Below are 20,300 nucleotides of genomic sequence, written 5' to 3' on the forward strand. Positions count from 1 at the left end.
ATTCCCCATTTCCAGGCTGACAGAGGACCGCCATGAGCCCCCGCACCCCAAAGAAAACCCGCGCCATCGCACCCTCCCGCCTGCGCGAAGGCCTGCCCTTCCCCCTCGGTGCCACCTGGGATGGCCTGGGCGTCAACTTCGCCCTGTTCTCGGCCAACGCCACCAAGGTCGAGCTGTGCCTGTTCGACCCCAGCGGCGAGCAGGAAATCGAACGCATCGAACTGCCCGAGTACACCGACGAAATCTTCCATGGCTATTTGCCCGATGCCCACCCCGGCCTGGTCTATGGCTATCGCGTGCATGGCCCGTACGAGCCCGAGAACGGCCACCGCTTCAACCCTAACAAGCTGTTGATCGACCCCTACGCCAAGCAACTGGTGGGCACGCTGAAATGGTCCGAAGCGCTGTTCGGCTACACCATCGGCCACCCCGATGGCGACCTCTCGTTCGATGAGCGCGACAGCGCGCCATTCGTGCCCAAGTGCAAGGTGATCGACCCGGCGTTCACCTGGGGCCGCGACCAGCGCGTGCAGATTCCCTGGGAACGCACCATCGTCTACGAAGCCCACACCCGCGGCATCAGCATGCGCCACCCGGCGGTGCCCGAGCACCTGCGCGGCACCTTCGCGGGCCTGGCCAACGACGAGCTGCTGGGGCATATCAAGGCGCTCGGCGTGTCCAGCATCGAGCTGCTGCCGATCCATGCCTTCGTCAATGACCAGCACCTGCTGCAAAAGGGCCTGAACAATTACTGGGGCTACAACAGCATCGCCTTCTTCGCACCGCACCCCAAGTACCTGGCCAGCGGCAAGATCGCCGAGTTCAAGGAGATGGTCGCGCACCTGCATGACGCGGGCCTGGAGGTGATTCTCGATGTGGTCTACAACCACACCGCCGAGGGCAACGAGCTGGGTCCGACTCTGTCGATGCGTGGGATCGACAATGCCTCCTATTACCGCCTGATGCCCGACGACAAGCGCTTCTACATCAACGATTCCGGCACCGGCAACACCCTCGACCTCAGCCACCCCTGCGTGCTGCAACTGGTCACCGACTCGCTGCGCTACTGGGCCGGCGAAATGCACGTGGACGGTTTCCGCTTCGACCTGGCGACCATCCTCGGCCGCTATCACGATGGCTACAACGAGCGCCACAGCTTCCTCGTGGCCTGCCGCCAGGACCCCCTGCTCAGCCAGGTCAAGCTGATCGCCGAGCCCTGGGACTGCGGCCCAGGAGGCTACCAGGTGGGCAACTTCGCACCGGGCTGGGCGGAGTGGAACGACCGTTTCCGCGACACCGTGCGCGCCTTCTGGAAAGGCGACGAAGGCCAGCTGGCCGACTTCGCCTCGCGCATGACCGCCTCGGGCGACCTGTTCAACAACCGGGGCCGGCGCCCCTATGCCTCGGTGAACTTCATCACCGCGCATGACGGCTTCACCCTGCGCGACCTGGTGTCGTACAACGAGAAGCACAACGAGGACAACGACGAAAACAACCAGGACGGCACCAGCAACAACCTGTCGTGGAACTGCGGCGCCGAAGGCCCCACCGACGACCCTGAGATCAATGCACTGCGCATGCGCCAGATGCGCAATTTCTTCGCCACCCTGCTGTTCGCCCAGGGCACGCCGATGATCGTCGCGGGCGATGAGTTCAGCCGCACCCAACATGGCAACAACAATGCCTACTGCCAGGACAGCGAGATCGGCTGGGTCAACTGGGACCTGGACGAGGACGGCACGCAGTTGCTGGCCTTCGTCAAGCGCCTGACCAAGCTGCGCCTGGCCTACCCGGTGCTGCGCCGCTCGCGTTTCCTGGTGGGCGACTACAACGAGGCGATCGGGGTCAAGGACGTCACCTGGCTGGCCCCCGATGGCAGCGAGATGGGCGTGGAGCAATGGCACGACCCCCATGGCCGCTGCCTGGGCATGCTCATGGATGGCCGCGCCCAGGTCAGCGGCATCGCCCGCCCCGGCGCGGAGGCGACCTTGCTGCTGATCGTCAACGCCCACCACGACACCGTGCCCTTCCTGCTGCCGACGGTGCCGGAGGGCGACTACTGGAGCTGCCTGGTCGACACCGATCGGCCGCAATTGCGAAAGCCGCAGCACCTGGCGTTCGAAACCCAGTTCGAGGTGCAGGGCCGCTCATTGCTGCTGATGGCGTTGCAGCGCGAAGAAGACTGAGCCGCTCGACGCGGACCCTGTAGGCGCGAGCGTGCCCGCGAACACTGGCGCAGCCGGTGCCATGCGCTGCGGTGTATGGCCAGGGCTTGTGCCCTGGTTCGCAGGCAAGCCCGCACCTCCACCTGCCGAGCACCCGCAGGGTTCTAGCAACGTTTCGATATAGCAGATGCCGGGCAAAGAACCTTCCCCGCTATAGCCCAATCAAATTTCAGCCTATTCAATGAATTAGCACCCTCGATGGCGCTATCACGTTCTTTTCACCGTTTCTTGACGCAAGCCTCGCCGTCTCCTTAGCTGAACATATCGCCCACTGCGAAAATTTCGCGCCGAGCCTCTAGCACGCGCCTTTGCGCGCGCGCCTGAAGGCCCCGCGCGCTGGTTTGGGTCGCCCACTGTTTTTGTGTCGTACAGCTCGTGACATCACGCCAGGCCTTGGCTGTTACTCATAAAAACAGGAGATCCGCCATGAAACGAGCATCGATTCCATCCCGTTTCGAGTGTCTGTTCTGTGCGGTTTCCACGTCGCTGCTTCTGGCAACCCCGGTGGAAACCTACGCCTTCGACCTCAACGACGCCCCACCCTTGGGCAACTTGCTGGCGCAACCGCGGATGCCGCAGCTGTCGCTTGACCCGGTCAATGCCAGCGGGCTAGGCCTCGGCACCTTGCAGGCGTTCTCCGAGCGCATGGCCGAGCGCCACGGGCCACTGCCCAGCAATCTCACCGCCAGCCAGTGGGCGCAGTTCTTTCCGGGCGTGGGCAGCCGCCAGAACGCCCCTGCCCAGCTGGAAGCACCCAGCCAGCAGCTGTTGATCGGCCCGGACCTGTTCGTGCGCGAAACCGCTGCCGGCAACGTGCACCGCGCCGGGATCTTCGTCGGCCACAACAACCTGCAAAGCAGCTTCAACGGCATGCGTCCGCTGCTGGGCGACAAGCAGCGCAATGCGGTAAACCTTAGCGGCGAGAGCCTCGGCGTGTACTGGAGCATGACCCATGACCAAGGCTGGCACCTGGACGCAGTGGCCATGGGCACGCGCATCGACGTCAATGGCCGTGGCGAGAACGGCAAGCGCCTGGACGACAGTGGCCATGCGATGACCTTCTCGGTAGAGGGCGGCTACCCCATCGGGCTGGGCGGCGGGTGGGTGATCGAGCCCCAGGCGCAGTTGATCAACCAACAGTTCTTCCCCGGCAGCCAGGCCCAGGCCGAGACCCTGCAGGCATTCGACAGCCAGCCGAGCTGGAGCGGCCGAGTGGGGGCCAAGCTGTCAGCGCGCTACGAGGTGCGCGGCATGCCCATCGAACCCTACGTACGTACCAACGTGTGGTACGACTTCAGCAATGCCGAGGCGGTCAAGCTGGACCAGGTAGACAAGATCTCCAGTTCGCGCAGCTCGGCCACCGTGGAATTGGGATTGGGACTGGTGGCACGGGTCACGCCGAAGGTGGCGCTGTTCGTCAGTGCCGACTACAGCAGCGATGTGGACGACAACGACTTGAATGGGCTGATCGGTAGCCTTGGGGTGCGGATGCGTTGGTGACCGCCCACAACAATGGCACGCGCCCTGTAGGAACCGTTGCCCGCGAACCAGGGCCAAGCCCTGGCCATGCAACGCGGTGAATGCTTCGCGGGCAGGCCCGCTCCTACAGGTAGCGATATCGCCGATTAGCTCGGTTTCATCACCAATACCCCGAGCGGCGGCAGGTTCAGCGCCAGCGACAACGGCTGCCCGTGGCTGGGCAACGCCTCACTGGTCACCGCCCCGAGGTTGCCGAGATTGCTGCCGGCATACAGCTCGGCATCGCTATTGAGCAGCTCCTGCCACTGCTCACCGAACGGCACGCCGATGCGATACCCCTCGCGCGGCACCGGGGTGAAGTTGGCCACCACCAGCAGCGGCTCTCCATTGCTGCTCCAGCGCAACCAGGCATACACGCTGTTTTGCGCGTCATCGCCGATCAGCCACTGGAAGCCCTGGGGCAGGCAGTCCTGCTCGTGCAACGCAGGTTGCTCGCGGTACAGGCGGTTCAAGTCGCCGACCAGCTTCTGTACGCCTTGGTGTTCCGAATACTGGAGCAAGTACCAGTCCAACTGCTGATCGTGGTTCCATTCGCGCCACTGGCCGAACTCACAACCCATGAACAGCAGCTTCTTGCCAGGGTGCATCCACATGAAGGTCAGGTAGGCCCGCAGGTTGGCGAACTTCTGCCAACGGTCACCCGGCATCTTGTCGATCAGCGAATGCTTGCCGTGCACCACTTCGTCGTGGGAGATCGGCAGGATGAAATGCTCGGAATAGGCGTAGATCAGCCCGAAGCTCATCTCGTTGTGATGGTAGGTGCGGTGGATAGGGTCGTTCTGGATGTAGTGCAGGGTGTCGTGCATCCAACCCATGTTCCACTTGTAGGCAAAGCCCAGGCCGCCCTGCTGGGTCGGCTGGCTGACGCCGGGCCAGGCCGTGGATTCCTCGGCGATCACCAACGCGCCAGGCACCTCGAAGGCAGCGATGTCGTTGAGCTGGCGGATGAAGTCGATGGCCTCGAGGTTCTCGCGCCCGCCGTGGCGGTTGGGCACCCATTCGCCGGCCTTGCGCGAGTAGTCGCGGTAAAGCATCGAGGCCACCGCATCGACGCGCAGGCCATCGATGTGGAAATGCTTGAGCCAGTGCAGCGCCGAGGCCAGCATGAAGCCGCGCACCTCGTTACGGCCGAGGTTGTAGATCAGCGTGTTCCAATCCTGGTGGAAGCCTTCGTGAGGGTTGTCGTATTCATACAGCGCAGTACCGTCGAAACGTGCCAGGCCGTGTTCGTCGGTGGGGAAATGCGCCGGCACCCAGTCGAGGATCACCCCGATGCCACCCTGGTGGCAGGCATCGATAAAGGCGGCAAAGTCCTCGGCGCTGCCATAGCGCGAGGTGGGCGCGAACAGCGACAGCGGCTGGTAGCCCCAGGAGCCGCCGAACGGATGCTCCATGATCGGCAGCAACTCGATGTGGGTGAAGCCCAGCTCCTGCACATAGGGCACCAGGCGCTCGGCCAGCTCGTGCCAGTTGTAGAAGCGCACCAACTCACCGCCGTCGTCCAGCTCACAGCGCCAGGAGCCGGCGTGCAGTTCGTAGATCGACAGCGGCGCGTTGTAGGCATGGCGCTGGGCGCGCTGCTGCATCCAGTCGTGGTCGCGCCATTGATGCTGCAATGGCCCCGCGACCTTTGACGCGGTGCTCGGCGGCAGCTCGGTGGCGCGAGCCAGGGGGTCGGCCTTGAGCGGCAGCACGCCGTCGCGGCCCAGCACCTCGAACTTGTAGGTTTCGCCCACCGCCAGGCGCGGCACGAACAGCTCCCATACCCCGGCGTTGTGGCGCAGGCGCATGGGGTGGCGGCGGCCGTCCCAGTTGTTGAAGTCACCTACCACCGACACGCGCCGGGCATTCGGCGCCCACACCGAGAACAGCACCCCGTCGATGCCCTCGACCTGGGTGGGCTGCGCGCCGAAGCGCCCAGACAGGTCGCGGTGGTTGCCCTCGGCGAACAGGTACAGGTCCATCTCGCCCAGTTGCGGGCCGAAGCTGTAGGGGTCTTCGGTGACTTGCTCGCCGCCGGGCCAACTGACCTGCAATTGGTAGGGCTGGGCCTCGTCCAGGTGCAAGGTGAACAGGCCGGGGAGACTACCCTGTTGCATCTCGCCCAGCAGACGCCCGTCCTGGCGTGCAAGAACCCGTACGCTCAAGGCGTTGGGCAGGAAGGCGCGCACGAACACGCCACCGGCGCCATCGCCGTGGGTTCCCAGTACCGCGAAGGGGTCGGCGTGCTCGGCGCGGGCCAGGGCGTCGATGTCCCGTTGCCGAAGGCCACCGTTATCACGCGTTGTTGCATTCATTTCACTGCCCCTTTCCATGTGTGCTCATAAGTCGTACCTGCAGGAGCGGGCTTGTCGGAACGCCGAACCGCCGCGAACCGGGGCACAGCCCTGGCCATACACTGCGTGTGCCGGTGTTCGCGGCCAAGCCCGCTTCTGCAGGGGTCGTGTGAAATTCGCCAGTCACGACTCACCCCAGGTGCTGATCAACCCATGCAGACCATGCAAAGGCACGGCCAGCCAGCTGGGACGGTTCTCGGCCTCGTAGGCGATCTCGTAGGCCGCCTTCTCCAGGCAGAACAGCTCCAGCGCGGCGCGCTCGCCATCGGCCTTCGCCCAGGCGTGGGGCATGGCCGCCGTGGCCAGGCCATAGGCTTCGACGAAGGCATGCCGCGACTGGTGCAGGTAGTGCCGGGCGACCCGTTGCCGGGCCTGGCGCGCCGCCTCCGAAAGGTCGACGCTAGAGGCGCTGCGCAGGATCATCGCAGCAGCATAGTCGAAGGAACGCAGCACGCCGCTGACATCCTTGTAGGGGCTGTGCTTGGCCCGGCGTTCCTCCAGCGGGCGCGCCGGCTCGCCTTCGAAATCGATCAGGTAGGCGTCGCCCTGTACCACCAGTACCTGGCCCAGGTGCAGGTCACCGTGCACACGCATCAGCAACCCACCCTCGGCCTGGCGCGCCAGGTTGTCGATGTGCTGGGCCAGGCCTTCGCGCTGTTGTTGCAGGTCGGCGACCAGCGCCTGACTTTCGGCGTCGAGGCTGTCGCGGTGCTGGACCAGCAGGTCGAGGGCGCGGCTTAGCTCGGCACCGATCTGGCTGCTCCAGCGCTCGCTGTCGGCGGCGCCGCTCGCTTGAGGTGCAAAGGCAGGGTCATCGCTGGGCGCTGCCAGCAACAGGTGCATCTCGCCCAGGCGCTGGCCAAGCAAGGCAGCAAAACCCGTCAACTCGACCAACGCATTGGTATGCGCTTCGGTCTCGCTGCCAGCGGGCTCCATTTCATCGCGGATCGCCCGCTCCAAGGTGTTCTGGGTCCAGTCCCAGGCATCGCCCTGGTTGCTCAGGTAGCCCTGGGCGATCATCAGAAGGTGCGGCTGGTCTTGCTCATCCACCCGGCTGACCCAAGCCAGGAGCGGCGAGATATTGGCAAAGCCGGCGGCGGTCAGGTAGGCACTCATTTCCAGTTCCGGGTGAACGCCCGGGTTGACCCGGCGGATCAGCTTGAGCACCACGCTTTCGCCTACCACCACCGAGCTATTGGATTGCTCGGCGCTCAGGTAGCGCACCTCGCTGTGCTCATCCAGCCCCAGGGCAGCCAGTTGCTCGGTGTGCTCGAACCGCAGCTCGCCGCGCGTGGTCGCCAGGCGCAGTTGCTCCTTGCAGCCGGCCAGCACCGCGCGCACGAACGACTCCTGCACGAAGGCATCGGTGATCAGCCCGACCTGACGACCGCGGCGCACCCGCGACAGCGCCAGTTGCTGGGGCAAGGCGCTGTTGATCTGCTCTTCGGGCAGCAGGCCGAAAGGCAGTTGGTAGACACTGTCGACGCCGTCGCTGTGTACCGTGAACTCGCTCAGCAGCACGGGGTTGCTTGGGCTGCCGAAGCGCACACCATAGTCGATCCGCACCGAATCGATCGGTCCTTCCTTGCCGGCGAACCAGCGCCGCTTGGGCAGGTACTGCGGCAGGATGGTGCTTTGCAGCGTGTCGCTGGACGGCGCTTCCAGCAGCTCTTCCATGCGCTTGCGCAGCACCAGGGTAGTCAGCTCCGGCAGACCCTCGGCAGGCTGGATATGCCAGCTCGGCATGCGGTCGCGGCTTGCCAGGAGGAACCAGTAGAAGCCATAGGGTGGCAAGGTGAGCAGGAACGGCAGTTGGCCGATGGGCGGGAAGGCGCTGCCGCCGAGCATCTCCACCGGCACCATTTCGGCATACTGCGACAGCTCCAGCTCCGCAGCCTGGGCGGCACGCGAGACGTTGGCGACGCACAGCACGATTTCCGTGTGGCCGCTTTCGTCGGTGTATTCGCGCACATAGGCGAGGATGCGCCGGTTGCTGGGTGTGAGCATCTTCAACGTGCCGCGGCCAAAGGCCTTCTGCTGCTTGCGCACCGCCAGCAGGCGGCGGTTCCAGTTGAGCAGCGAGTGCGGGTCGTGGGCCTGGGCTTCGACGTTGACGGTCTGGTAGCCGTAGAGTGGGTCCATGATCGGCGGCAGCACCAGGCGCTGCGGGTCGGCGCGGGAGAAACCGCCGTTGCGGTCCGGCGACCACTGCATGGGCGTGCGCACGCCGTCGCGATCGCCCAGGTAGATGTTGTCGCCCATGCCCAGCTCATCGCCGTAGTACAGCGTGGGCGTGCCGGGCATCGACAGCAGCAGGCTGGTGAGCAGCTCGATGCGCCGGCGGTCACGTTGCAACAGCGGCGCCAGGCGCCGGCGAATGCCGAGGTTGATGCGTGCGCGGCGGTCTTCGGCGTAGTAGTTCCACAGGTAGTCGCGCTCGCGATCAGTGACCATCTCGAGGGTCAGCTCATCGTGGTTGCGCAGGAAGATCGCCCACTGGCAATTGGCCGGGATCTCCGGGGTCTGGCGCAGGATGTCGGTGATCGGGAAACGGTCTTCCATGGCCAGGGCCATGTACATGCGCGGCATCAACGGGAAGTGGAAGGCCATATGGCATTCGTCGCCGTCGCCTTCGCCAAAGTACGGGCGGGTGTCCTCGGGCCACTGGTTGGCCTCGGCCAGCAGCATGCGGTCGGGGTAGTTGGCGTCGATCTCGGCGCGCACCGCCTTGAGCACATCGTGTGTTTCCGGGAGGTTTTCGTTGTTGGTGCCATCACGCTCGATCAGGTAAGGGATGGCGTCCAGGCGCAGGCCATCGACGCCGATGTCGAGCCAGAAGCGCATGACCTCGATCACCGCCTTCATCACCTGGGGGTTGTCGAAGTTCAGGTCCGGCTGGTGGGAGTAGAAGCGGTGCCAGAAGTATTGGCCGGCGACCGGGTCCCAGGTCCAGTTGGATTTCTCGGTATCGAGGAAGATGATCCGCGTGCCATCGTACTTCTGGTCGTCGTCCGACCACACGTAGAAGTCCCGTGCCTTGCTGCCGCGCTTGGCGTGGCGGGCGCGCTGGAACCAGGGATGCTGGTCGGAGGTGTGGTTGATCACCAGCTCCGTGATGACCCGCAACCCGCGCTTGTGCGCCTCGGCGATGAAGCGCTTGGCATCGGCCATGCTGCCGTAGTCGGGGTGCACGGCCTTGTACTCGGCGATGTCGTAGCCGTCGTCACGCCGGGGCGAGGGGTAGAACGGCAGCAGCCAGAGGGTATTCACGCCAAGGTCGGCAATGTAGTCGAGCTTGCTGATAAGCCCGGCGAAATCACCGATGCCGTCGTTGTTCGAGTCGAAGAACGACTTGATGTGCAACTGGTAGATCACCGCATCCTTGTACCAGAGCGGGTCGTCGATGAACGCTGCCGGGCGAGAACGCTTGGCCATGTGCGACTCCTTTCAATTCTTGGTTTGGCGCGTGCCTGTGGGAGCGGGTTTACCCGCGCACCAGGGCGAAGCCCTGGCCACACACCGCGGTGTACTGTTCGCGGTGAACCCGCTCCCACAGGTCATGTATGAGGGCTACCGGGTCTTTTCTATCCGCCAGATACCAAACGGCTGGTGCCAGGGCTCGATACGCATCCACTGGGTCTTGCCATGCCAGGTCCAGCGATGGCCATTCATCAGGTCTTCACCCTGGGTATCGGCGTTGTCGTCCAGCCCCAGCTCCCACAACGGCAGCTCGAAGTGCGCTTCCTGGGCGTTGAACGGGTCGAGGCTGATGGCCACCAGGATGAAGTTGTCGCGCTCGGGCGTGCGCTTGGCGAAGTACAGGATGTTGTCGTTCCAGCAGTTGAGGAACTGCACGCCCAGGTGGGTCTGCAAGGCGCGATTCTGTCGGCGGATGCGGTTCAGCTGGGCGATCTCGCCGACGATGTTGCCGGCCTGGGTGTAGTCGCGCGGGCGGATCTCGTACTTCTCCGAGTCAAGGTATTCCTCCTTGCCCGGCAGCGGCGCGCCTTCGCACAGCTCGAAGCCCGAATACATGCCCCACAGGCCTGAGCCCATGGTGGCCAGCGCGGCACGAATCAGAAAACCTGCGCGGCCGGAGGTTTGCAGGAAGTAAGGGTTGATGTCCGGCGTATTGACGAAGAAATTGGGCCGGTAGCACAGGCTCCACGGCGGCTGGTTGAGCTGTTCGAAGTACTCGCGCAGCTCCTGCTTGTTGTTGCGCCAGGTGAAGTAGGTATAGCTCTGCGCATAGCCGACCTTGCCCAGGCGCGCCATCATCGCCGGGCGGGTGAAGGCCTCGGCAAGAAAGATCACCTCCGGGTGCTGGCTGCGCACATTGGCGATCAGCCACTGCCAGAACGGCAGCGGCTTGGTGTGGGGGTTGTCGACCCGGAAGGTCTTCACGCCCTCCTCGACCCAGCCCACCACCACGTCACGCAGCGCCAGCCAAAGGCCAGGCACTGCATCCGGGGCGTAGAAGTCGACGTTGACGATGTCCTGGTACTTCTTCGGCGGGTTCTCGGCATAGCGAATGGTGCCGTCGGGGCGCCAACTGAACCAGCCGGGGTGCTCGGTCAGCCAGGGGTGGTCCTGGGAGCACTGGATGGCGAAGTCTAGGGCGATCTCCAGGCCATGCTCGGCAGCGGCGGCGACCAGGCGGCGGAAGTCCTCGCGGCTGCCCAGTTGTGGGTGGATGGCATCATGGCCGCCCTCCGAGCTGCCGATGGCGTAGGGGCTGCCGGGGTCGCCGGGCTGGGCCTGCAGGGAATTGTTGCGGCCCTTGCGGTGCTGCTTGCCGATGGGGTGGATGGGCGGGAAATACAGGACGTCGAAGCCCATGTCGCGGATCATCGGCAGGCGCGCGTGCACATCGTTGAACGTGCCATGGCGCTGCGGGTCGTCGGTGGACGAACGTGGAAACAGCTCGTACCAGCTGGCGAACAGCGCCTGCTCGCGGTCGACGTCCAGTGGCCACTCCGGGCTGCGGGTGAGGTAGCTGCGGTGCTCGGCCTGGCCCATCAGCAGCGCGGTGTCGGGGTGCAACAACAGCGCCACCTGCTCGTTGCCAGAGAGCGTCGGCAGGCGTTGCTGCACGTGTTCGAGCTGTTCGCGCAGCGGCCCTTCGGCGCGCTCGATGCCCTTGCCCAGCAGCAGCCTGCCCTCCTCGCGCTCCAGCTTCACATCGACCCCGGCGGCGTATTTCTTCTCCAGGTCGTGGCAATAGGTGGCATACGGGTCGACCCAAGCCTCCAGGCTGAACACATGTGGACCCAGTTCGACCGGCGTGATTTCAGCCAGCCACAGGTCATTGCCCATCGACTGCATGGGTACAGTGTGCCAGTGCTGGCTACGGGCCTGGCGCCAGTGCAGCATCACGGCCAGGCGGTCGTGACCGTCGCTGTAGACCTTGGCCGACACCGTTACCGCTTGCCCAACCACAGCCTTGGCGGCGAACGTGCCGCCGTCGAGCGTCGGGCTGACATCCTCGATCACGATACGCGGCGCCAGCAGCGCCTGGGAAAGACTGATGGTCTGGTCCGGGTGGTCATTGGCCATCGGCACGCTGGCGAAGGGCTCATTGCGCGACATCGGTCGTTGCTCCCTGTTGGCTGTGGCGGTAAGGGTTCAGAGCCGTCGAACGCCGGGGGGTTCCAAAAAAAAATGAGCGAATGACGCAGGCGCGGATCAAAGCCTTCACCACCCTCTCATTCGCCCTGCGAGGTCAGTCCGTGAACATCCCCCTTCCACCGGAGACACCCGACCCGAACATCGACGACCCGGCGCTGCCGCCCCCCAAGGATGACCCGGACGAGCTGCCGATCAAGCCGACCATGCCGCCGACGGTAGGCGACCCGCCGAGCGAGGAGCCGCCGGTGAAAGCCCAAGAATAGACAAGGCTCCGGACTGCGGTGGCAGGACGATTGACAGCAAACGGCGCCAGGTTTACGTTAACGTAAAGGTTAAAAGCCAAGCACCGCTCGCCGATACAGCACTACGCCTGCGGCAGCAGGTTCAATCCGCCAATGCGTCAGCAGGATCAACGCGTGATCCTTGCTCCGCATTCGCGGTCAACCTGTTCTCGCCGGGTTCGCAGTTGCGCAACCGAGCGACGGTGTTACCCGACTCCAAGAACAACAAGGTGCCCCGCATGCATTACCCCACCCTGAACTTCGCCCTGGGCGAAACCCTCGACATGCTCCGCGACCAGGTGCGCACCTTCGTCGCCGCCGAGCTGGCCCCGCGCGCCGCGCAGATCGACCAGGACAACCTGTTTCCCGCCGACATGTGGCGCAAGTTCGGCGACATGGGCCTGCTGGGCATCACCGTCCCTGAAGAATACGGTGGCGCGGGCCTGGGCTACCTGGCCCACGTGGTGGCGATGGAAGAAATCAGCCGCGGCTCGGCCTCGGTCGCCCTCTCCTACGGCGCTCACTCCAACCTGTGCGTCAACCAGATCAACCGCAACGGCACGCCTGAGCAAAAGCACAGGTACCTGCCCAAGCTGATCAGCGGCGAACACATCGGCGCGCTGGCCATGAGCGAGCCCAATGCCGGCTCCGACGTGGTGTCGATGAAGCTGCGCGCCGACAAACGCGGCGACCACTACGTACTCAACGGCAGCAAGACCTGGATCACCAACGGCCCCGACGCCAACACCTACGTGATCTACGCCAAGACCGACCTGGACAAGGGCCCCCACGGCATCACCGCGTTCATCGTCGAACGCGACTGGAAGGGCTTCACCCGCAGCAACAAGTTCGACAAGCTCGGCATGCGCGGCTCGAACACCTGCGAGCTGTTCTTCGATGATGTGGAGGTGCCTGAGCAAAACATCCTCGGCCAGCTCAACGGCGGCGTACGCGTGCTGATGAGCGGCCTGGACTACGAACGCGTGGTGCTGTCCGGCGGCCCCACCGGCATCATGCAAAGCTGCATGGACCTGGTGGTGCCGTACATCCACGACCGCAAGCAGTTTGGCCAGAGCATCGGCGAGTTCCAGCTGATCCAGGGCAAGATCGCCGACATGTACACCCAGCTCAACGCCAGCCGCGCCTACCTGTACGCGGTGGCCCAGGCTTGCGACCGCGGCGAGACCACCCGCAAGGATGCCGCCGGGGTGATCCTGTACACCGCCGAACGCGCGACCCAAATGGCCCTGGAGGCGATCCAGATCCTCGGGGGCAACGGCTATATCAACGAATTCCCAGCCGGGCGCCTGCTGCGTGACGCCAAGCTGTACGAGATCGGCGCCGGCACCAGCGAGATTCGCCGCATGCTGATCGGCCGCGAACTGTTCAACGAAACCCGCTGAATACGAGGAACCGGTTGCCATGGCTACCTTGCATTCCCAGATCAACCCGCGCTCGGCAGCGTTCGAAAGCAACAGCGCGGCCATGCTCGAACAGGTCCAGGCCCTGCGCAGCCTGCTCGCGCAGGTCAGCCAGGGCGGCGGGCCCAAGGCCCAGGAGCGGCACACCTCGCGCGGCAAGCTGCTGCCGCGCGAACGTATCGACCGGCTGCTCGATGCCGGCTCGCCCTTTTTGGAAATCGGCCAGCTGGCTGCCCACCAGGTGTATGGCGAAGACGTGCCCGCTGCGGGCGTAATCGCCGGTATCGGCCGCGTCGAAGGGGTCGAGTGCATGATCGTGGCCAATGACGCCACGGTCAAAGGCGGCTCGTACTACCCGCTGACGGTCAAGAAACACCTGCGCGCGCAAACCATCGCCCTGCAGAACCGCCTGCCCTGCCTGTACCTGGTGGACTCCGGCGGCGCCAACCTGCCGCGCCAGGACGAAGTCTTCCCCGACCGCGAGCACTTCGGGCGGATCTTCTTCAACCAGGCCAACATGAGCGCCCTGGGCATCCCGCAGATCGCCGTGGTGATGGGCTCATGCACCGCCGGCGGCGCCTACGTGCCCGCCATGGCCGACGAGGCGATCATGGTGCGCCAGCAGGCGACCATCTTTCTTGCCGGCCCGCCCCTGGTGAGGGCCGCTACCGGCGAGGTGGTGAGCGCCGAGGAGCTGGGCGGCGCCGATGTGCATTGCCGCACCAGCGGCGTGGCCGACCACTATGCCGACAACGACGAACACGCCCTGGCCCTGGCCCGGCGCAGCGTCGCCAACCTGAACTGGCACAAGCTCGGCAAGCTGCAATGCCAGGCGCCGATCGCGCCGCTGTACGATGCCGAGGAGCTGTATGGCGTGGTGCCCGCCGACCCCAAGCAGCCGTTCGACGTGCGCGAAGTCATCGCCCGGTTGGTGGACGGGTCGGTGTTCGATGAATTCAAGGCGCTGTTCGGCACCACCCTGGTGTGCGGCTTCGCTCACCTGCATGGCTACCCGGTAGCCATCTTGGCCAACAACGGCATCCTCTTCGCGGAGGCGGCGCAAAAAGGCGCGCACTTCATCGAACTGGCCTGCCAGCGTGGCATTCCGCTGCTGTTCCTGCAAAACATCACAGGCTTCATGGTCGGCAAGAAATACGAAGAAGGCGGCATCGCCAAGCACGGCGCGAAGCTTGTGACCGCCGTGGCCTGCGCCCAGGTGCCGAAATTCACGGTGATCATCGGCGGCAGCTTCGGTGCCGGCAACTACGGCATGTGCGGTCGCGCCTACGACCCGCGCCTGCTGTGGATGTGGCCCAACGCACGCATCGGCGTGATGGGCGCCGAGCAGGCCGCAGGCGTGCTGGTGCAGGTGAAACGCGAGCAGAGCGAGCGCACCGGCGCAGCGTTCAGCGCCGAGGACGAAGCCCGGCTCAAGCAGCCGATCCTCGACCAGTACGAGCACCAGGGCCACCCCTACTACTCCAGTGCGCGGCTGTGGGACGACGGCGTCATCGACCCGGCGCAGACCCGCGACGTGCTGGCCCTGGCGCTTTCCGCCGCGCTGAACGCGCCTATCGAACAGAGCCGCTTCGGCATCTTCCGGATGTGACCCATGAGCGATTTCAGCACCCTCGAACTGGTTCGCGACCCACGCGGCTTCGCCACCCTGTGGCTGAGCCGCGAGGACAAGAACAACGCATTCAACGCGCAGATGATCCGCGAACTGATCATCGCCCTCGACCGCCTGGGCGATGACGCCACCTTGCGCTTCGTGCTGCTGCGCGGCCGTGGCCGACACTTCAGTGCCGGCGCCGACTTGGCCTGGATGCAGCAATCTGCGCAGCTGGACTTCAACACCAACCTGGACGACGCCCACGAACTGGGCGAACTGATGTACAGCCTGCACCGCCTGAAAGTGCCGACCCTGGCCGTGGTGCAAGGCGCCGCTTTCGGCGGCGCGCTGGGGCTGATCAGTTGCTGCGACATGGCCATTGGCGCCGAAGATGCCCAGCTGTGCCTGTCAGAGGTGCGCATCGGCCTGGCGCCTGCGGTCATCAGCCCCTTCGTGGTCAAAGCCATGGGGGCGCGCGCGACGCGTCGCTACGCCCTGAGCGCCGAGCGCTTCAGTGGCGTGCGTGCCCGCGAATTGGGGCTGCTGGCCGAGGTGTACCCGGCCGCCGAGCTGGAGGCGCAGGTACAAGCCTGGGTCGACAACCTGTTGCTCAACAGCCCCCAGGCCCTGCGCGCCACCAAGGATCTGCTGCGTGAGGTTGATGCCGGCGAACTGAGCCCGGCCCTGCGCCGCTACACCGAAAACACCATCGCCCGCATTCGCGTCAGCCCCGAAGGCCAGGAAGGCCTGCGCGCCTTCCTGGAAAAACGCAGCCCAGCCTGGCAGCCCGATAAAAAGGAACCGCGTTCATGAGCCACCCCACGCTGACCACCTTGCTGGTCGCCAACCGCGGTGAAATCGCCTGCCGGGTGATGCGCACCGCCAAGGCCATGGGCCTGACCACCGTGGCCGTGCACAGCGCCACCGACCGCGATGCCCGGCATGCCCGCGAGGCCGACATCCGCGTCGACCTGGGTGGCAGCAAGGCCGCCGACAGCTACCTGGTGATCGACAAGCTGATCGCCGCTGCCAAGGCCAGCGGCGCCCAGGCCATTCACCCCGGCTATGGCTTCCTGTCGGAGAACGCAGGCTTCGCCCGCGCCATCGAGCAGGCCGGCCTGATCTTTCTTGGCCCCCCGGCCAGTGCCATCGACGCCATGGGCAGCAAGTCGGCGGCCAAGGCGCTGATGGAGGCGGCGGGCGTACCGCTGGTGCCGGGTTATCACGGCGAGGCTCAAGACCTCGAAACCTTCCGCAGCGCCGCTGCGGAAATTGTTTACCCCGTGTTGCTCAAAGCCAGCGCAGGCGGCGGCGGCAAGGGCATGAAGGTGGTCGAGGCCGAAGCGCAGTTGGCCGACGCCCTGGCCTCGGCCCAGCGTGAGGCCCAGGCGTCATTCGGCGATGCGCGCATGCTGGTGGAAAAGTACGTGCTCAAGCCGCGGCATGTGGAAATCCAGGTATTCGCTGACCAGCACGGCAACTGCCTGTACCTCAACGAACGCGATTGCTCGATCCAGCGCCGCCACCAAAAGGTGGTCGAGGAAGCCCCGGCACCGGGTCTTTCGCCCGAGCTGCGCCAAGCCATGGGCGAGGCGGCGGTGCGCGCGGCGCAGGCCATCGGCTATGTCGGCGCCGGCACCGTAGAATTCCTGCTCGATGCCCGGGGCGAGTTCTTCTTCATGGAGATGAACACCCGGCTGCAAGTGGAACACCCGGTTACCGAAGCCATCACCGGCCTGGACCTGGTGGCTTGGCAGATTCGCGTAGCACGCGGTGAGCGCCTGCCGATCAGCCAGGCCGAGGTACCGCTGCACGGCCATGCCATCGAGGTGCGGCTGTACGCCGAGGACCCCGCCAACGCGTTCCTGCCGTCTACCGGCCATCTGGCGTTGTACCGTGAGTCGGCACCTGGCGAGGGCCGTAGGGTGGACAGCGGGGTCGACGAGGGCGACAGCGTGTCGCCGTTCTACGACCCGATGCTGGGCAAGTTGATTGCCTGGGGCGAGGACCGCGAACAGGCGCGCCTGCGCCTGCTGGCGATGCTCGATGAGTTCGCCATCGGCGGGCTGAAGACCAACCTTGCCTTCCTGCGGCGCATCCTCGCCCACCCGGCGTTCGCCGCCGCCGAGCTGGATACCGGGTTCATCCCGCGCTACCAGGACACCCTGCTCCCACCGCCGCGCGAGCTGCCCGCCGCGTTCTGGCAGGCCGCCGCCGAAGCCTGGCTACAGGGCCTACCGGAAGATCGCCGCAGCGACGACCCCGCTTCGCCCTGGCCGGTCCGCAATGGCCTGCGCCTGGGCCTGCCGGCCCGCAGCAGCCTGCATCTGCGCTGCGACGGCCATGCCCAGGCCATTGCCCTGGAACGCCATGCTGTATCGGCCTTCACACTCGAAGGCGAGCAACTGTGCCACGACCACGACGGCCTGCGTCGACGCCACCTGGCGGTGCGCCGGGGCGAGGTGCTGTACCTGCAATGGGAGGGGGAACTGCATGGGCTGAGCGCCTTCGACCCGATTGCCGAGGCCGAGGCCAGCCAGGGTCACCAGGGCGGGCTGGCAGCACCGATGAACGGCAGCATCGTGCGCGTGCTGGTCGAGCCGGGCCAGGCCGTGGAAGCCGGCACCGCGCTGGTGGTGCTGGAGGCGATGAAGATGGAACACAGCATCCGGGCGCCACAGGCAGGGACTGTGACGGCGTTGTTCTGTCAGGAGGGCGAGATGGTCAGCGAAGGGACGGTGTTGGTGGCGCTGGAATAGGTTTTGTGCAAGCGGCCTTGTGTCGCGAAAAGGCTGCAAGGCAGCCCCTCGAGGTTAGGGTCGCCAGTGAATGGGGCCGCTTTGCGGCCTTTTCGCGACACAAGGCCGCGAACACGAACATGACGACAGCCCGCAGTCAAACTACCCCGTGCACCCGCACCACCACACCCAGGATCTCGCAACCCTCTTCGCACATCTGCGCCGGGTAGCTGCCATTAAGGGCCTTTAGGTAACGTTGGCCACCCTCCTCGGCCAACTGCCGGAAGATCGCCGCCCTGCCCGGCTGGCGAGCAATCACCAGGCGCCCCGGTTCGGCGGGCACACCGTCATCGATCAGGATGCGCATGCCCTCGGCCACGCTTCTGCCGCTGGAGGCACTCATCGCATCATTGCCCACGCTCAGCCAATAAGCGTGGCCCTCGGCGCGGTACTCGGTCTGCTCATAGACCTCGAACGGTGCCGACTTCACATCGCCTGCCAGGGCTGCCCAATCGAGCAACGGGTAGCGGAAGCACACGATGTATTGCAGTTGCGGCTCCTCATCTTCCTCTACCGCATAGCGCACGGGCTTTTCACCCACCTGTCCAGTGACGTGCAATTGCATACTGACACGGTAGTGCGGCATACCCAGTTCGACGAACGCACGGTTCATCGACTCGAGCTTGGGTTGGCGCCGCTTGCGCAGCCAATGGCCTACGCTGCCCTGGGACACCCCAACGCGTTCAGCGAGCCACTCCTGGGAAACATCGAGCTCCTCCATCCGATCACGGATGAGGGCAATCCATTTATCCATATTCATCGCAGGCACGATACGGACTACCCTCGGGCGCTCAATACATATTCAGTATTATTTGCTGCGACTATTCTGAATACTTTTAGTATTAGAATCGGTCCGCACCTTTTTTGCCACTGACATTCGTAGGTATCAGGACGAAGCTTATGAAAACAAAAGATACAGATCTCGACAGCGAGGCCGCGCGCCGCGCCCTCGACTATTACCTCAACCCCACGCCACCCCACCTTGGCATCGACGCCATGCCATGGACCCTGCGCGACGATGTCTCTACCGAGCAGGCAAGCGCCCACGCCTTGGCATTGCTGCGCTGCGCCGCGGCCACCGCCCACGAAACCGGCAACAACCAGCAGGGCACCACCCGCGAAGTGCTGTTCGCGCTCATGCACATGGTCAACATGGCCAGGGCAATGCTGGAACAACGGCACGCGCCGCTATAGGTCTAGAAAGAAGGAAGTACGTGGCTGGCCGGTCATGGCAATGGCCCCATTTGCCGGGACCTGAGGACGTGCGCTGAAAAATTTTTACCGCAATGCGGAAAAACCATTTGACTGGCAAATGATAACGATTATTATTGCACTCAGCAGGTCGCGAGACCCGCTGGATAACCTGGAGCCCTTAGGTCGGACTCTCAGATTATCTCCTCATCAGGCTAATCACGGTTTTTGACCCGGCTTTTTGCCGGGTCATTTTTTTTGGCTCTTCAGGCTAATGAAGATCGTGAATGGCGGCGATGATAGCAAAGCTGTATCAGCTCGTGAATGCTTGTTACAGCGTTTTGCGAAAACAGCACTTGAGAATCAATATCGTTAAGCTTAAGCTGCCTGCGCGTCAGGGAAGATGCCCCTTCCCTCCCCCGCTTGCGCAAGGAGCCGCCCATGACCCGTTTGCTGCTACCACTTCAGCACGGCCCACAAGCCGCCCATGAGCGTGTCGACGACAACCTGCTGCACGCGCTGAAGCGCCTACCGCGCCGCGTACAACAAGTGTTTCTGCTCAACCGCCTCGACCAGCTCGACTTCACCCAGATTGCCGCACGCCTCGACCTGCCGCTAGCGACCGTCGAGCGTCATATGCAGCAGGCGCTACAGGCCACCCACCCACGCACCGACAGCCTCGCGCACCTGGCAGTGCTGTGGTACGCACGCTTGCAGAACCCGCAGGTCAGCGCCTGCGAGCGCATCGATTTCCGCCGTTGGCTGGACGCCTCGCCCACCCACCTGCAAGCCTTCTGCGACACCGAAATGCACTGGCGTAGCCTGCTCGTCCCGGCGCGCGAACTGGGGCATGACGGCAGTTATCGCCAGGGTCGCGCGGCGCTGTCGCTGGGTGGCTGCTCGATTGCCCTGGGGCTGGGCGTCGCGACGCTGGTGGTGTTGGGGTTGTTTGCCTGAGCAGGTTGAATGCCGCCAACTACCCCGCCAGGTTTTCCTTCGGTAAAAGGCCTGCGCGCCTGAAACAGTTTCTTTGCATTCCTTTGGCTCGGCAGTCCTAGAGGCTGCGCGCTCGGCCACATCGACATTCCAGGCTTACACGCCTTTTTCAGCAGAAGCGAAACTTCCCACACATCCTTGGGAAAGACGCACCTCCCCTAGAAGCGGATCCCCGTTAGTGTTGCGTAGCCGTATCGCTGCCCTGGACAGCAGTTCACTCTGATTCGGGTCACCCCCAAATGGATTCGACTTCCGCCTCTCCTGGCGGTGGAC

Annotated in this window: 13 protein-coding genes; 9 read left to right on the forward strand and 4 right to left on the reverse strand. The window is 64.6% G+C overall.

Annotated features, from left to right (window positions below):
- Positions 1 to 32 precede the first annotated feature (32 nt).
- Positions 33 to 2,186 (forward strand): glycogen debranching protein GlgX, encoded by a 2,154-nt coding sequence (gene glgX, locus RAC97_RS19970; RefSeq protein ID WP_375097571.1) that lies wholly within the window; start codon positions 33 to 35, stop codon positions 2,184 to 2,186.
- 465 nt (positions 2,187 to 2,651) lie between these two features.
- Entirely contained in the window at positions 2,652 to 3,725 is a 1,074-nt protein-coding gene (locus RAC97_RS19975) for an autotransporter domain-containing protein (RefSeq protein WP_375097570.1), read from the forward strand.
- 125 nt (positions 3,726 to 3,850) lie between these two features.
- On the opposite strand, the gene glgB is transcribed toward RAC97_RS19975, so the two are convergent.
- The 3 genes from glgB to RAC97_RS19990 all read right to left on the reverse strand — a co-directional run bounded on the left by glgB (position 3,851) and on the right by RAC97_RS19990 (position 11,689).
- The gene (gene glgB, locus RAC97_RS19980) at positions 3,851 to 6,061 is read right to left on the reverse strand and encodes a 1,4-alpha-glucan branching protein GlgB (RefSeq protein WP_375097569.1); all 2,211 of its coding nucleotides are present in this window, start codon (positions 6,059 to 6,061) and stop codon (positions 3,851 to 3,853) included.
- 162 nt (positions 6,062 to 6,223) lie between these two features.
- Positions 6,224 to 9,535: a maltose alpha-D-glucosyltransferase gene (gene treS, locus RAC97_RS19985; protein ID WP_375097568.1), complete on the reverse strand. Its 3,312-nt coding sequence runs from the start codon at positions 9,533 to 9,535 to the stop codon at positions 6,224 to 6,226.
- Between the two features lie 135 nt (positions 9,536 to 9,670).
- Entirely contained in the window at positions 9,671 to 11,689 is a 2,019-nt protein-coding gene (locus RAC97_RS19990; protein ID WP_375097567.1) for an alpha-1,4-glucan--maltose-1-phosphate maltosyltransferase, read from the reverse strand.
- Between the two features lie 140 nt (positions 11,690 to 11,829).
- Here RAC97_RS19990 and RAC97_RS19995 point away from each other — a divergent pair, with 140 nt between their 5' ends.
- From RAC97_RS19995 to RAC97_RS20015, 5 genes are all read left to right on the forward strand, one after another.
- A complete protein-coding gene (locus RAC97_RS19995) occupies positions 11,830 to 11,991 on the forward strand; it encodes a hypothetical protein (RefSeq protein ID WP_375097566.1) in 162 nt (53 codons plus the stop codon).
- A gap of 257 nt (positions 11,992 to 12,248) precedes the next feature.
- Positions 12,249 to 13,412: an isovaleryl-CoA dehydrogenase gene (locus tag RAC97_RS20000; RefSeq protein WP_375097565.1), complete on the forward strand. Its 1,164-nt coding sequence runs from the start codon at positions 12,249 to 12,251 to the stop codon at positions 13,410 to 13,412.
- A gap of 19 nt (positions 13,413 to 13,431) precedes the next feature.
- Positions 13,432 to 15,039: a carboxyl transferase domain-containing protein gene (locus RAC97_RS20005; protein WP_375097564.1), complete on the forward strand. Its 1,608-nt coding sequence runs from the start codon at positions 13,432 to 13,434 to the stop codon at positions 15,037 to 15,039.
- Positions 15,040 to 15,042: 3 nt separating this feature from the next.
- Complete coding sequence (locus RAC97_RS20010) at positions 15,043 to 15,855, forward strand: gamma-carboxygeranoyl-CoA hydratase (RefSeq protein WP_375097563.1); 813 nt, start codon at positions 15,043 to 15,045, stop codon at positions 15,853 to 15,855.
- Positions 15,852 to 17,801 (forward strand): acetyl/propionyl/methylcrotonyl-CoA carboxylase subunit alpha, encoded by a 1,950-nt coding sequence (locus RAC97_RS20015; RefSeq protein WP_375097562.1) that lies wholly within the window; start codon positions 15,852 to 15,854, stop codon positions 17,799 to 17,801. The genes RAC97_RS20010 and RAC97_RS20015 overlap by 4 nt, the downstream gene beginning before the upstream one ends.
- 136 nt (positions 17,802 to 17,937) lie before the next feature.
- Here RAC97_RS20015 and RAC97_RS20020 read toward each other — a convergent pair whose 3' ends face one another.
- Positions 17,938 to 18,600, reverse strand: a complete 663-nt coding sequence (locus tag RAC97_RS20020) for a S24 family peptidase (RefSeq protein WP_375097561.1) — start codon at positions 18,598 to 18,600, stop codon at positions 17,938 to 17,940.
- A 140-nt stretch (positions 18,601 to 18,740) separates the two neighbouring features.
- Here RAC97_RS20020 and RAC97_RS20025 point away from each other — a divergent pair, with 140 nt between their 5' ends.
- Both RAC97_RS20025 and RAC97_RS20030 read left to right on the forward strand, forming a co-directional pair.
- A complete protein-coding gene (locus tag RAC97_RS20025; RefSeq protein ID WP_375097560.1) occupies positions 18,741 to 19,034 on the forward strand; it encodes a DUF6124 family protein in 294 nt (97 codons plus the stop codon).
- A gap of 438 nt (positions 19,035 to 19,472) precedes the next feature.
- Positions 19,473 to 19,988, forward strand: a complete 516-nt coding sequence (locus tag RAC97_RS20030; protein ID WP_375097559.1) for a sigma factor-like helix-turn-helix DNA-binding protein — start codon at positions 19,473 to 19,475, stop codon at positions 19,986 to 19,988.
- Positions 19,989 to 20,300 lie beyond the last annotated feature (312 nt).

This window comes from Pseudomonas sp. LS_2 (assembly GCF_042709235.1).
Taxonomy (GTDB): Bacteria; Pseudomonadota; Gammaproteobacteria; order Pseudomonadales; family Pseudomonadaceae; genus Aquipseudomonas.

Excerpts from the sequence above, each read along its gene's own strand:
- RAC97_RS20030 (WP_375097559.1), top strand. The coding sequence starts at position 19,473 with ATGACCCGTTTGCTGCTACCACTTCAGCACGGCCCACAAGCCGCCCAT.
- RAC97_RS20005 (WP_375097564.1), top strand. The coding sequence starts at position 13,432 with ATGGCTACCTTGCATTCCCAGATCAACCCGCGCTCGGCAGCGTTCGAA.
- RAC97_RS20015 (WP_375097562.1), top strand. The coding sequence starts at position 15,852 with ATGAGCCACCCCACGCTGACCACCTTGCTGGTCGCCAACCGCGGTGAA.
- glgX (WP_375097571.1), top strand. The coding sequence starts at position 33 with ATGAGCCCCCGCACCCCAAAGAAAACCCGCGCCATCGCACCCTCCCGC.
- RAC97_RS19975 (WP_375097570.1), top strand. The coding sequence starts at position 2,652 with ATGAAACGAGCATCGATTCCATCCCGTTTCGAGTGTCTGTTCTGTGCG.
- RAC97_RS20025 (WP_375097560.1), top strand. The coding sequence starts at position 18,741 with ATGAAAACAAAAGATACAGATCTCGACAGCGAGGCCGCGCGCCGCGCC.
- treS (WP_375097568.1), bottom strand. The coding sequence starts at position 9,535 with ATGGCCAAGCGTTCTCGCCCGGCAGCGTTCATCGACGACCCGCTCTGG.
- RAC97_RS20020 (WP_375097561.1), bottom strand. The coding sequence starts at position 18,600 with ATGAATATGGATAAATGGATTGCCCTCATCCGTGATCGGATGGAGGAG.
- RAC97_RS20010 (WP_375097563.1), top strand. The coding sequence starts at position 15,043 with ATGAGCGATTTCAGCACCCTCGAACTGGTTCGCGACCCACGCGGCTTC.
- RAC97_RS19990 (WP_375097567.1), bottom strand. The coding sequence starts at position 11,689 with ATGTCGCGCAATGAGCCCTTCGCCAGCGTGCCGATGGCCAATGACCAC.
- RAC97_RS20000 (WP_375097565.1), top strand. The coding sequence starts at position 12,249 with ATGCATTACCCCACCCTGAACTTCGCCCTGGGCGAAACCCTCGACATG.
- glgB (WP_375097569.1), bottom strand. The coding sequence starts at position 6,061 with ATGAATGCAACAACGCGTGATAACGGTGGCCTTCGGCAACGGGACATC.